The sequence below is a fragment of the Bacteroides salyersiae genome (assembly GCF_031172035.1).
GTDB lineage: Bacteria > Bacteroidota > Bacteroidia > Bacteroidales > Bacteroidaceae > Bacteroides > Bacteroides salyersiae.
Genome location: NZ_CP133452.1, coordinates 2,487,324 through 2,500,201, shown reverse-complemented (window position 1 = coordinate 2,500,201; position 12,878 = coordinate 2,487,324). Strand labels below are relative to the sequence as shown.

The 12,878-nt window shown below is 42.1% G+C and carries 12 protein-coding genes and 2 tRNA genes; 8 read left to right on the top strand and 6 right to left on the bottom strand.

Translation table 11 applies throughout. The annotated features are described in order from the left end of the window. Positions 1–93: 93 nt before the first annotated feature. A complete protein-coding gene (locus tag RB604_RS09030; RefSeq protein ID WP_005925266.1) occupies positions 94–384 on the bottom strand; it encodes a DciA family protein in 291 nt (96 codons plus the stop codon). Then, entirely contained in the window at positions 381–1,493 is a 1,113-nt protein-coding gene (recF, locus tag RB604_RS09025) for a DNA replication/repair protein RecF (protein WP_055293609.1), read from the bottom strand. Before recF ends, RB604_RS09030 begins: the two co-directional genes overlap by 4 nt. A 162-nt stretch (positions 1,494–1,655) precedes the next feature. Between recF and RB604_RS09020 the strand changes: the two genes are divergently transcribed. From RB604_RS09020 to RB604_RS08995, 6 genes are all read left to right on the top strand, one after another. After that, entirely contained in the window at positions 1,656–2,339 is a 684-nt protein-coding gene (locus RB604_RS09020; RefSeq protein ID WP_005925272.1) for a tetratricopeptide repeat protein, read from the top strand. A gap of 138 nt (positions 2,340–2,477) precedes the next feature. Next, complete coding sequence (gene ribH / locus RB604_RS09015) at positions 2,478–2,972, top strand: 6,7-dimethyl-8-ribityllumazine synthase (protein ID WP_005925274.1); 495 nt, start codon at positions 2,478–2,480, stop codon at positions 2,970–2,972. A 72-nt stretch (positions 2,973–3,044) separates the two neighbouring features. Then, a tRNA-Tyr gene (locus tag RB604_RS09010) sits at positions 3,045–3,127 on the top strand. Positions 3,128–3,135: 8 nt separating this feature from the next. After that, positions 3,136–3,208: transfer RNA gene (locus RB604_RS09005), tRNA-Gly, on the top strand. Positions 3,209–3,492: 284 nt separating this feature from the next. Further along, positions 3,493–6,831: a glycoside hydrolase family 2 TIM barrel-domain containing protein gene (locus RB604_RS09000; protein WP_055293607.1), complete on the top strand. Its 3,339-nt coding sequence runs from the start codon at positions 3,493–3,495 to the stop codon at positions 6,829–6,831. A gap of 230 nt (positions 6,832–7,061) precedes the next feature. Next, a complete protein-coding gene (locus RB604_RS08995) occupies positions 7,062–8,147 on the top strand; it encodes a phosphotransferase enzyme family protein (RefSeq protein WP_005925280.1) in 1,086 nt (361 codons plus the stop codon). Positions 8,148–8,258: 111 nt separating this feature from the next. Here the strand turns inward: RB604_RS08995 and RB604_RS08990 are convergent, their stop codons facing one another. From RB604_RS08990 to RB604_RS08975, 4 genes are all read right to left on the bottom strand, one after another. After that, positions 8,259–8,960 (bottom strand): DUF3256 family protein, encoded by a 702-nt coding sequence (locus tag RB604_RS08990; protein WP_373133286.1) that lies wholly within the window; start codon positions 8,958–8,960, stop codon positions 8,259–8,261. Between the two features lie 609 nt (positions 8,961–9,569). Next, positions 9,570–10,469 carry a DMT family transporter gene (locus RB604_RS08985; protein ID WP_005925285.1) on the bottom strand — a complete coding sequence of 300 codons (900 nt, stop codon included), beginning with the start codon at positions 10,467–10,469 and terminating at the stop codon, positions 9,570–9,572. Positions 10,470–10,585: 116 nt separating this feature from the next. After that, positions 10,586–11,341, bottom strand: a complete 756-nt coding sequence (gene truA / locus RB604_RS08980; RefSeq protein ID WP_055293605.1) for a tRNA pseudouridine(38-40) synthase TruA — start codon at positions 11,339–11,341, stop codon at positions 10,586–10,588. A 55-nt stretch (positions 11,342–11,396) separates the two neighbouring features. Beyond that, on the bottom strand, positions 11,397–11,645 hold the full coding sequence (locus tag RB604_RS08975) for a helix-turn-helix domain-containing protein (RefSeq protein ID WP_262482971.1): 249 nt from the start codon (positions 11,643–11,645) through the stop codon (positions 11,397–11,399). Between the two features lie 183 nt (positions 11,646–11,828). On the opposite strand from RB604_RS08975, the gene RB604_RS08970 reads away from it, so the two are divergent. Next, a complete protein-coding gene (locus RB604_RS08970) occupies positions 11,829–12,029 on the top strand; it encodes a hypothetical protein (protein WP_005925294.1) in 201 nt (66 codons plus the stop codon). A 289-nt stretch (positions 12,030–12,318) separates the two neighbouring features. After that, positions 12,319–12,816, top strand: coding sequence for a hypothetical protein (locus RB604_RS08965; RefSeq protein WP_044093771.1), 498 nt, complete (start codon positions 12,319–12,321; stop codon positions 12,814–12,816). Positions 12,817–12,878 lie beyond the last annotated feature (62 nt).

Here is a 12,878-nt window from a genome sequence, read left to right as displayed (position 1 = left end):
ATATAAATTGAAAAGGCTGTGGTGAAGCGATAAATACTTTGCCACAGCCTTTTCTATTAAAAGGATTCCAGTACAGAATAATATTTCAATCCTCTATCTGAATATAATATTAACGATCACCGTCGCCCCCACTTTCTGGTTCAGGCTACGGACTAACTTTTCACGCGCCATCATCAATTCCTGACGAAGGGCGGCTGAGGTCAGATGTACATACAATGTTTGATTCTTTATATATAAGTTCTGAGTGTATGAGGCAATGGTCGGTCCCAGTATTTGCGGCCAGGCATCCAGCAAACGCTGCTCATTCAAAGGCGACTCCAAACTTTCCTGACGAAGAAATTGCTGAATCAGTTTTCCTATTTGTTCTGCATTGTTCCGTTTCATACTTCAGTCTCCTTCATTTCCGCTATTTCACCTTGTTCTACCCGAAACATTTTATAATCGCTGCCTATCTTATGCAAAATCCGGTCCAGATGTTCACGATTCGTATCGGTAATAAAAATCTGTCCGAAACTATCCCCAGCCACCAATTTCACAATCTGCTCTACACGCGAAGCATCCAGTTTGTCAAAAATATCATCCAGCAACAACAGTGGAACCGTGCTGCCCGTACGTTTCAGAAAATCGAACTGTGCCAATTTAAGTGCTACAAGATACGTTTTATTCTGCCCTTGCGAACCTTCTCTTTTTATCGGAAACTCGCCCAACAGCATGTTCAACTCGTCTTTATGAATACCCCGCAAAGAATATCCCATTATTTTATCACGCACACGGCTCTCTTTCAATACTTCAAGCAAAGAAGCGTCACGCGCATGAGAATCATATGATAATCCGACTTGCTCCTTATCCTGTGATATAAAAGAATAAAAAGATTGAAAGATAGGAATAAATTCCCGGATGAACTCCTCACGTTTACGATATACCACTTCACCCGCCTGCGCCATCATCTCTTCCCATACAAGAAACAATTCTTCTTCTACCGGAAGTTCGCTTTTCAATAATGTATTGCGCTGGGTCAACGCTTTATTATAACGGATCAATGCATCCAGATACTCTTTATCATACTGAGAAATCACCACATCCATAAATCGGCGGCGCTCATCGCTCCCTCCGGCTATCAATTCAGAATCGGCAGGCGAAACCATCACCAAAGGAAGAAAACCAATATGATCGGACAAACGGCTGTATTCTTTCTTATTACGTTTAAATTGTTTTTTGGAACGGCGCTTCATGCCGCAATATATCTCTTCGGGCGTGCCGTCTGCCGCCTCATAAAATCCTTGAATCACAAAAAAATCCTGTTCGTGCCGTATATTCTGCGAATCGATCGGATTTCCGGCACTCTTACAGAAAGAGAGAAAATAAACTGCATCGAGCAAGTTCGTCTTTCCCATGCCATTCTGTCCGAAAAAACAGTTCAACTTAGCAGAAAAGTTCAGTTCAACCTGCTCCAGATTTTTATAATTTAATATGGATATACGTTTCAGTATCATGTTTACACATTAAGTTTGGTTACAAAAGTAGAAAGATTTTCGTGGTTTTAGGGTGTAAAACAAAAAAAGATGCCGCTAAATTTCGTTTGTAGATATAAAAAAACTACTTTTGCGAGTCGAAATACAAAAGTTGGAATAATAACAAAAAAGAATCATATAAAAATGGCAGGACAAAAGCACCACAATGAACAAATGAATGTGGAAGATGCACTGACACAGTCGGAAGCATTTCTTATTAAAAACAAAAAAGCAATTATCGGCGGAGTTGTTGCTGTGATCATTATCGTAGCGGGCGTTATCATGTACAAACACCTTTATGCCGAACCTCGTGAAGAAAAAGCACAGGCTGCTCTCTTCAAAGGACAGGAGCTATTTGAACAAGACAACTTTACCCAAGCATTAAACGGTGACAGTATCGGTTACACCGGTTTTCTGAAAGTGGCGGAACAATTCAGCGGCACAAAAGCAGCTAACTTAGCTAAAGCATACGCAGGCCTTTGCTACGCACAATTAGGACAATATGACGAAGCCATCAAATATCTGACTGAATTTGACGGAAAAGACCAAATGGTAGGACCGGCCGTTCTTGCTGCTGCCGGTAACTGCTATGCACAAAAGAATGAATTGGATAAAGCTGTTGCTGCATTGCTGAAAGCTGCCGATAAGGCAGACAGCAATACGTTAAGTCCTATTTATCTGTTGCAAGCCGGTGAAATCCTGATTAAGCAGGGTAAAGCAGAAGAAGCGATCAAAGCATATACCCAAATTAAAGATAAATACTTCCAGTCATATCAGGCAATGGACATCGATAAATACATCGAGCAGGCTAAATTGCTGAAGAAGTAAACATAACCCAAAACAGAGTGAAGAGTGAGAAGTGCCCTGTAGCCTTAAGCGCAGTAACTTTTCACTCTTTGTTTTTGCCCCTCCCCTCCACCTTATTTTTTATTCTTAATACATCATTTTTTTAATTCTATAATTATTATGGCAACAGCTTATCACAATTTATCAGATTACGATTTTAATTCTGTTCCGAATGCAGAAGAAATGAAATTTGGTATTGTTGTTTCTGAGTGGAACGATAAAATCACCGGCGCATTATTGGACGGTGCAATAAATACATTAAAAAAACATGGCGCCAAATCCGAAAACATTTTGGTAAAGACAGTACCCGGAAGCTTTGAACTTACTTTTGGTGCCAACCAAATGATGGAAAATAGCGATGTCGATGCAATTATTATCATTGGCTGCGTAATTAAAGGAGATACTCCACATTTTGATTATGTTTGCATGGGAGTGACTCAAGGAATAGCCCAATTAAATGCAACTGGCGATATACCAGTTATTTACGGACTTATTACCACCAATACAATGGAACAGGCAGAGGACAGAGCCGGTGGCAAGTTAGGTAACAAAGGAGACGAATGTGCAATTACTGCAATAAAAATGATCGATTTTGTTTGGAGTTTAAATAAATAGTTGTATCTTTGCACCGCAATTGAGAAACAAACCTCCTTAAGTGTAAGACAAGGATCTCAAAAGCGAACAAAAGGGCAAATACCAGAGTGGCCAAATGGGGCAGACTGTAAATCTGCTGTCTTTCGACTTCGGTGGTTCGAATCCATCTTTGCCCACAAAAATTGCGGAAGTAGCTCAGTTGATAGAGCATTAGCCTTCCAAGCTGAGGGTCGCGGGTTTGAGCCCCGTCTTCCGCTCTTAAGAAAATCCTGATAGTCATTTAAACTATCAGGATTTTTTCTTTTAAAATATTAAGTTCCAACAGGGTGTATTCGGGATCAACGTAAAAACCTGAGGGATTCTTCGATCCGACAGAGAGAATAACAAAAATAAAATTAGCCAAATCAACCACTGCTCACGCCATACCAGTTATTTTGTCTTAAAAGAGTAGAGAAAAGAGAGTATATAGATTTACAACTTCCTATATTTGTAACATCAAATTTATTAATTTAATTCTTCAACCAAAAATACATTGGGAAACATGAAAAAGAGACTGCATTACCCCCTTGCGGGCTTTCTTTTTAGCATCTTCGGTATGCTATCTTCCGGTCTGCAAGCAGACAATAGTTCCAAACCATATTGGCAAGACGTACAAGTGGTAGCCGTAAACAAAGAATACCCCCGTTCTTCTTTTATGAGCTACGATAACCTCACGGATGCACTTAGCGGTAAATTTGAAAACAGCCGATACTACCGGCTACTCAACGGAACATGGAAATTTTACTATGTGGATTCCTATAAAGATTTACCGGACAACATCACGTCTCCGGAAGCAAATACCGCTTCGTGGCATGATATACAAGTTCCCGGAAACTGGGAAGTACAAGGACATGGCGTAGCCATCTATACCAATCACGGATACGAATTCAAAGCACGCAATCCACAACCTCCTCTCCTACCGGAAGCTACTCCTGTAGGTGTCTATCGCCGGGACATCGATATTCCGGCCGATTGGGACGGGCGAGACATCTTCCTGCATATAGCCGGAGCAAAATCCGGGGTCTATGTTTACATAAACGGACAAGAGGTGGGTTATAGCGAGGATTCCAAAAACCCGGCAGAGTTTCTGATCAACCCATATGTAAAACCGGGCAAGAACGTACTTACACTGAAAATATTCCGTTGGAGTACAGGATCCTATCTGGAATGCCAGGATTTTTGGCGTATCAGTGGCATAGAGAGAGACGTATTTCTCTATTCACAGCCTCAAGCAGCCTTGAAGGACTTCCGCATCAAGTCGACCTTGGATGATACTTACAAAGACGGTATCTTTGCATTGAGCGCTGACTTACGTAACCATCGGCCGGCCGGAACAAATCTATCAGTCGTATACGAACTTCTGGACAAGAACGGACAAGTAGTGGCAACAGAAGAAAAAACCACTTATGTGCCTGAAGGAGAATTCCGCACTGTAAGTTTTTCTCAGAAGATTCCCGCCGTACTTACCTGGACTTCGGAACATCCCAACCTGTACAAGCTCTTGATGACAGTAAAAGAAAACGGAAAAGTGAACGAAATCGTTCCTTTCAACGTCGGTTTCCGTAGAATAGAGATCAAAGAAAGTAAACAGCTGGCAGCAAACGGAAAGCCTTACACACTGCTGTTCATCAACGGACAACCCTTGAAACTAAAAGGAGTAAACATACACGAGCATAATCCCGAAACAGGACATTACGTCACTGAAGAACTCATGCGCCGCGATTTCGAGTTGATGAAACAAAACAACTTGAATACAGTCCGTTTATGCCACTATCCGCAAAGCCGCCGTTTTTATGAACTTTGCGATGAATACGGACTCTATGTCTATGATGAAGCAAATATCGAGAGCCACGGCATGTATTATGACCTGCGTAAAGGCGGTTCGTTGGGCAACAATCCGGAATGGCTAAAACCACACATGGAGCGGACTATCAACATGTTCGAGCGTAACAAAAACTATCCGAGTCTCACTTTCTGGTCGCTTGGCAACGAAGCCGGAAACGGATATAATTTCTACCAAACCTACTTATGGCTGAAGAATGCTGACAAGGAACTGATGGATCGCCCTGTAAACTACGAACGCGCCCAATGGGAATGGAACTCTGATATGTACGTACCGCAATATCCCAGTGCAGAATGGCTTGCCCAGATAGGGAAACAAGGCAGTGACCGTCCGGTGGTGCCGTCAGAATACGCTCACGCTATGGGAAATTCCACCGGAAACTTATGGGATCAATGGAAAGAAATCTATAAATATCCCAACTTGCAAGGTGGATACATATGGGACTGGGTAGATCAAGGAATTCTGGAGACAGACAAGAACGGTCGTGAATATTGGACTTATGGTGGCGACTATGGCGTAAATGCCCCGAGTGACGGCAATTTCAACTGCAACGGACTTGTCAATCCCGACCGTACACCACATCCTGCTATGGCAGAAGTGAAATATGCTCATCAAAATATCGCTTTTGAACCGGTTGATTTAACAAACGGCAGAATATTGGTAAAGAACCGTTTTTATTTTACAAATATAAAGAAATATAAGATTTCGTATAATATAGCAGCAAATGGAAAGATCATAAAAAGCGGAAAAACCTCTTTGGATATCGATCCACAAGGTTCCAAGGAATTCACAGTTCCCGTAAACGGACTGAAAGCAAAACCGGGAATTGAATACTTCATAAATTTCTCAGTAACCACTGTCGAACCGGAACCTCTGATTCCGGCAGGTCACGAAATAGCCTATGAGCAATTCCGTCTTCCTATCGAACCGTTAGCACGACCGGCTTTTGCAACCAACGGACCGGCATTGAAAGTACAAACCGAAGGTAAAAATCTGACAGCGACCTCTTCTAAAGTTAATTTTGTATTCAACAAGGAGACAGGACTTGTCACCTCGTATCAAGTGAACGGTACGGAATATTTTAACGACGGATTCGGAATCCAGCCCAATTTCTGGCGTGCCCCAAATGACAATGATTATGGCAATGGAGAACCTAAGCGTCTCCAAATATGGAAACAATCAAGTAAGAATTTCAACGTAGCAGATGCCGACATCGTTATGGATGATAATACCGCCATACTGACAGTCAATTATCTGTTAGCAGCCGGTAATCTCTATATCGTAACTTACAAGATTTATCCATCGGGAGTTGTCAAAGTCAATGCACGATTTACTTCGACTGATATGCAAGCCACAGAAACAGAAGTATCCGAAGCAACCCGTATGGCAACATTCACTCCCGGTAATGACGAAGCACGCAAAGCTGCTGCAAAATTGAATGTTCCCCGTATCGGTGTCCGTTTCCGGCTTCCGGCAGAAATGAACAAAGTGGAATACTTCGGACGCGGACCGGAAGAGAATTACATAGACCGGAATGCAGGTACTCTTATCGGGTTATATAAAACCACAGCCGATAAGATGTATTATAATTATGTCCGTCCACAGGAAAACGGTCATCATACTGATACACGCTGGTTAAGCCTCAGCAAAAAAAATGGCAAAGGCCTGACCATCATGGCCGACAGCATCATCGGATTCAATGCTTTACGCAATTCGATTGAAGACTTCGACTCGGAAGAGGCACTTCCACATCCACGTCAATGGAATAACTTTTCACCGGAAGAGATAGCCAATCACGACGAAGAAGCCGCCCGGAATGTATTGAGAAGAATGCACCATGTCAACGATATCACTCCACGTGACTTCGTGGAAGTATGCATCGATATGAAGCAACAAGGACTGGCAGGATACAATAGCTGGGGAGCTCGTCCCGAACCGGCATACACCATTCCTGCCAACCAGGAATATAATTGGGGATTCACTTTGATACCCAATTAAGGAATAAAAGAATGAAGGAATGAAAAGAACTAATTAACCTCAGTTCGATATAATAAGAATCATACCGCATAGCTTCTCCTCTTCTGGAAGGAAAGGGAAAACATGTAGGATAAAAGTTATGTCGAACTTAGGTTAATCAAATAATTAATAAATTATTCTGTGCAGCCAATTGGCATATTGGCACATGAATCATTAGCATATTATTTTCATCAACTTTAAAAATAAAAATCATGAAAAATCTATTCGACATTGTGTCTCATTTCGAAATCCAAGGCACCATCAGCGATATAAAACCGTTGGGTGCGGGATTAATCAACGACACTTACAAAGTAACTACGGCCGAAACCGATGCCCCTGATTACGTACTGCAACGCATCAATCACGCTATCTTTCAAAATGTAGAGATGCTGCAAAACAATATAGCTTCAGTAACCAACCACATCCGTCGTAAACTGACTGAACAAGGAGAAACCGATATAGACCGTAAGGTACTGACTTTCGTAAAAGCTGATGGAGGTAAAACGTATTGGCATGATGGAGAAAATTACTGGCGTATCATGGTATTCATCCCACGCGCGAAAACATATGAAACGGTTAATCCGGAATATTCCTATTATGCCGGTGTTGCTTTCGGTGATTTCCAGGCAAAACTTGCTGACATTCCCGAAACATTGGGTGAGACTATCCCCGACTTCCATAACATGGAATTCCGCTTAAAACAATTGCGTGATGCCGTAGCAGCCAATGCTGCGGGAAGATTGGCCGAGGTACAATACTATATCGATGAGATCGAGAAGCGTGCCGATGAAATGTGTAAAGCCGAACGTATGTATCGCGAAGGAAAATTACCCAAACGTGTATGCCACTGTGATACGAAAGTAAACAACATGATGTTTGATGAAGACGGCAAGGTACTCTGCGTTATCGACCTGGATACCGTAATGCCAAGTTTTATTTTCTCTGACTACGGTGATTTTCTCCGTACAGGAGCCAATACCGGTGATGAAGACGACAAAGATTTGAATCGCGTTAACTTCAACATGGAAATATTCAAAGCATTCACCAAAGGATATCTGGAAGGTGCACGCTCGTTCCTTACTCCGATAGAAATAGAAAATTTGCCTTATGCGGCAGCTTTATTCCCGTATATGCAATGTGTACGTTTTTTGGCTGATTACATTAACGGAGACACTTACTATAAAATCAAATATCCCGAACACAACCTTGTACGCACCAAAGCACAATTCAAACTATTGCAAAGTGTAGAAGAGCACACTCCGGAGATGACAGCATTTATCAGGGAATGTTTAGGCTGACCTCTCCCCAGTCCTCTCCGTGGGAGAGAGCAAAATTAGTTTTGTAACTGATAAATAAACAAGAGTATCTCCTTACTCCCTCTCCCACGGAGAGGGTTGGGGAGAGGCTTCTTAGAATTTCTCCCCTTTCCAAGTATAAACAATAGGGCGGCGGATAAACGGTTTCAGTTTGTCTGCCGTTTCTTTTTCCATATACTCAGGAGTAGTCAACGTAAATGTAAGCGTATTATCAGAAGCGGAAAGATCAATTTTCATCAACAGCATATCCGCTTGTAAGCGGGCATGATTATACTCATAGGCAACAGCAGAATCGGGAGTTTCAAAGAAATCATCCATTGCCGGCATAGCGGTAATGAAATCGGATATCGGAAGTTCCTTCCAGTCAGTAGTATAAAACTGAATATTGCTGTCACACACCGGAGCACATGCGGTAGAGACGGTGCAGATAACCTGTGTAGTGTCACTGGTTGCCAATAGCTTCATCTGCCAAGTGCTTTGCGAAGTCATCTGAACACGAATGTAATCCTTGCTCAATTCCGTCATCTCCGACTCCCGTCCGAAACGATTCTCAACCTTTGCCTTCATCTTACTTTCCAAAAAGTCGATACAATCTGCACGATTTACCGCCGTAAGCAATGGAGACAAAGAATCGGGCATATTGACAAATATCTTCTTGGCTTCTTGATGAACCTGAGTTTTGGTACCTTGTTCAGCCAGAACCTTATCCTGTTCAGTCTGAGCCTGCAACGGCGCTACCGCAAACAACCACAAAGCCGAAAATAACATCCCCCACACCATTGCATACCTACTCATTCTCAATTTATCTATCTTTTTCATCATACCGCATTTTTAATCCATCTGTTATTATTTGAAATACTCGATCCGTCCGTTATCCGGCTGTTTTTCCATCGCCAGGCGTAACCCGATGATTTTCTATGCAAATATAAAGAATAGAATTATATAATGAAAGAAAGGCAGATTATAATAAACAAGACATCTTATTTTGCCACTTTTTTATATCATCTAAGGGACTATTTGCCCATCAGGGTACATTACCCACATAGAATTTACCCCTTCACCGGCTTCACCTTTTTCAATCAAACTCCCCATTCATCGATGATACAGGGTGAAGGCAGGTCCGGTTTTCTGAATACGGTGTTTACCGTCCGTATGCTCGGTGCTCACCACCCGTATGCCTGAGGTTTACGAAACGTATGCACGGTACTTGGGAGACATTTGCACCGAAACCAAAGAGACGGAACGACCCTTCACCCTGTATTGCCGATGAATAAAGCGGCTAAGCAAAAAAGTGAAACCGATGAAGGGGGTAAAAAAGATACTACATCTTTTCACGTAAGAAGAAAATTCACGAAAGTGCTGCTGATTTTGGCTAACACTGTCACTACTTATTTTGTACAACTACTACCTGGTTCCCAGATACAAAAAGAACATTCCGATCAATACTAAAATAAGGTCAATAGCTTTACTTTTTAAATTCTTCTCACGGAAGAGCAAGGCTCCGAAAAGGAAAGAAACCACTACACTGCCACGACGCACCATTGATACGATGGAAATCATAGAATCTTCATAACTCAAAGCATAGAAATATACAAAATCCGCAGCACAAAGAAATATGGAAATCAGAATAATCGTCCAATCCCAACGGAAAGGAGTAGTCGTTTTACGCTTCGGCCACCAAAGCAGTGCCAAGATCGGACACATGATAAGCACCTGATATACATTATACCATGACTGCACCAACATCGGATTGAGATGCTTCATCAAATACTTATCATACAGCCCACTCACGGCCCCCATCACCGCAGCCAACACAATAAAGAAAATCCATTTATCATGTTTGAAATCGATCCCTTCCTTTTTTCCCGACCGACTCAGCATAAAGAAGGAGAGAACCGCCAGCATCACCCCGATCCATTGATAGAGATTCAGACGTTCTCCGAATATCAACATTGCACCTACCAGCACCATTACAGGACGGGTAGCATTGATGGGTCCCACGATGGTAAGCGGCAGATGCTTCATTCCGAAATATCCGAATATCCAGGAAGAGAGCACGATAAACGATTTTATTATAATGAATTTGTGTTCTTCCCAACCGGCAACAGGAACTTCAAACATCGTCCCTCCCAACAAATCCGGAGCATATACAGACAGGAGAATGAAAGGCAGAAAAATCAGACTGGAAAAGATCGTGTTCAAAAACAAAACCGGAAGCACGGCATTGTCTCTCAGAGACTGCTTCTTGAACACATCATAAAAACCCAGCAAAGCTGCTGAAAGGAAGGCGAGTAATAACCACATGAAGTAAAATTATTTACAATTAGACGATTAAGAAATTGACGATTAGACAATTGACGGTTTACGATTGGAGACGCCACGTTACAGATACCATGTTGGATGATTGTCAATGGTGAGAGCTATGTTTTGACAAAAAGGGTGTCGGGATACTCGACATCAACCAAAAAAAGGGCATGGCCGGGTACCGAAGTGCCGGCTTTGCAACGATCCTGCTGTTCTATGACATTCCGAAAACCCTCTATGGACAACTTTCCACGCCCCACTTCAAGAAGCGTACCGACTATTGCACGCACCATGTTCCGCAAAAAACGATCTGCTTGAATGGTAAAGACCCAAGTCGTATCCTCCACCTGAGTCCATTCGGCATGCATTATTTTGCATAGATTGGTTTTCGCATCCGTATGCAATTTACTGAAACTTGTAAAATCCGAGTAATCAAACAAAGTAGCGGCTGCCCGGTTCATCCGGTCAAAATCGAGCACGCTATGCACACGATAACGATACTGACGGTTAAAAGGGTACTTGGCAGTCGTCACATAATACTTATAGGTACGTGCCGTCGCATCAAAGCGCGCATGCGCATCTTCTCTCACCGGACAGACTTTAAAAACGGAGATATCCGGAGGCAACAAACGGTTCAGTTTTTCCGTCACAGCCATTACATCCAGTTCTTCCTCATTATCAAAATGGGCCACCATCAGCGAAGCATGTACTCCGGCATCGGTTCTTCCGGCTCCCACCATCTCTACTTCTCTTCGCAAAAAGGTAGACAATGCTTTCATCAGGCACTCCTGTACGCTGCATCCATTGGGTTGAATCTGCCAACCGTGATAGTTGGTTCCGTCATAAGCCAAATAAATAAAGTATCTTTGCACGCTTTCTATCCGATTATAAGTTTTCGCGTGCAAAGGTAATTATTTTAATCGAAAATCAGGAATTATCCGTTGAATTCGCATAGGTGGAAGGGGTTGTACCAAATGCATCTACAAAATGTTTCCGGAAAGTCGGTATATCATTATAGCCGACCATTTCGGTCACTTCCTGCACGGCATATACCTTCTGCTTCAGCAACACGGCCGCCTTACGCAACGACACAGAGTGGGTTGGCTCAAATACAACACATTTTCGGATAACTCGAAAAGTGTAAGTAACGGTTCTCCCTTGGCTCTCTACTACTATACCGGAAAAAATATTGCTCCGGAAACGACCAGAAGGACTACAATAAAAATAACAGCGACTTCAGGACGGAATAGCAAAACGTATACAATAGAATTAGGTGCCGATTCACCTAATGTTGAAAACAGAAATTATTCGATCTATCGAAATAACAACTATACTTTTAATATTAATCTGAAATAAAATATGACACTATATACTATGGAAATACTTGAAATTCTATCCAGAGAATCGGAAAATACACAACATGTGTATGTGTACGAAGAAAATGGCCGTTGGTATGCCTATGAACGTTCAGCACAATTAGTCAAGTATTTACTTGCAGAACTTGTGAAAATCAAGCAATTTGTCAATACCACATACGACATTATACTCGACCGTGTGTAAGTTGACCTGACAGCACTCATCGAGAGGTGTCCTATCACATTGTGTTCCGACTCGAAAATGGTGATAGAATGTCCCGGATTATAACCGGTCGACAGAAAAAAGAGAAATAGAAATTCCCTTTTTATAGAATATATTGTTTGTTTTGTTTGTGTTCCTCACCCCACTTACAATGTTGTCTGTGAAGATAGCGGTAAGCGGGTGGGGATTTTTTCGCAAAATGTATTGTTTCGTATCTTCCAAACACGTATATTTGGAGGAAATAAAATACAAAACAATTAATCAATTCGCCATGAGTAGTAATATTTTTCTAATCATCGCACTTGTCACGACAGGCATTTTCGCTGTACAATTTGTCTTATCCATCTTTTTCGGTGATATAAATGCCGATGCAGATATTGACACAGACATCAGCAGTGTAGTGTCTTTCAAAGGTTTGACACACTTCGGTATCGGTTTCGGATGGTACATGTATCTACAACAAGACACAGACGTGATTTCGTATATAGTCGGCATACTCGTAGGGCTATTGTTTGTTTTTGCTGTGTGGTATCTTTACAAAAAGGCATATCAATTGCAACAGGTAAACCGTTCGGAGAATACAGAACAACTGGTAGGACGCGAATGTACGATTTACTTTAACCAAGGCGAGGGGAAATATACCGTGCAGGTGAGCCGGGACGGTGCCATGAGAGAAGTAGACGTCATCTCCGAAACTTCCAAAGTCTATCGGACAGGAGACAAAGCAATTATCGCTGCTTACAGAGAGGGAACGCTGTATATTAATTAAGGGAGATGGGAGAAGGGAGAATGGAGAAGTACTATGCAGTGTAATAGCGCAGCAACTTTCAA

What these genes read in the sequence shown, in the direction of transcription:
- RB604_RS08985 (WP_005925285.1), bottom strand. Translation starts at nt 10,469, where the DNA reads ATGTGGTTATTACTCGCCTTCCTTTCAGCAGCTTTGCTGGGTTTTTAT.
- recF (WP_055293609.1), bottom strand. Translation starts at nt 1,493, where the DNA reads ATGATACTGAAACGTATATCCATATTAAATTATAAAAATCTGGAGCAG.
- RB604_RS08970 (WP_005925294.1), top strand. Translation starts at nt 11,829, where the DNA reads ATGACACTATATACTATGGAAATACTTGAAATTCTATCCAGAGAATCG.
- RB604_RS08990 (WP_373133286.1), bottom strand. Translation starts at nt 8,960, where the DNA reads ATGAGTAGGTATGCAATGGTGTGGGGGATGTTATTTTCGGCTTTGTGG.
- RB604_RS09000 (WP_055293607.1), top strand. Translation starts at nt 3,493, where the DNA reads ATGAAAAAGAGACTGCATTACCCCCTTGCGGGCTTTCTTTTTAGCATC.
- RB604_RS09030 (WP_005925266.1), bottom strand. Translation starts at nt 384, where the DNA reads ATGAAACGGAACAATGCAGAACAAATAGGAAAACTGATTCAGCAATTT.
- ribH (WP_005925274.1), top strand. Translation starts at nt 2,478, where the DNA reads ATGGCAACAGCTTATCACAATTTATCAGATTACGATTTTAATTCTGTT.
- RB604_RS08965 (WP_044093771.1), top strand. Translation starts at nt 12,319, where the DNA reads ATGAGTAGTAATATTTTTCTAATCATCGCACTTGTCACGACAGGCATT.
- RB604_RS09020 (WP_005925272.1), top strand. Translation starts at nt 1,656, where the DNA reads ATGGCAGGACAAAAGCACCACAATGAACAAATGAATGTGGAAGATGCA.
- RB604_RS08995 (WP_005925280.1), top strand. Translation starts at nt 7,062, where the DNA reads ATGAAAAATCTATTCGACATTGTGTCTCATTTCGAAATCCAAGGCACC.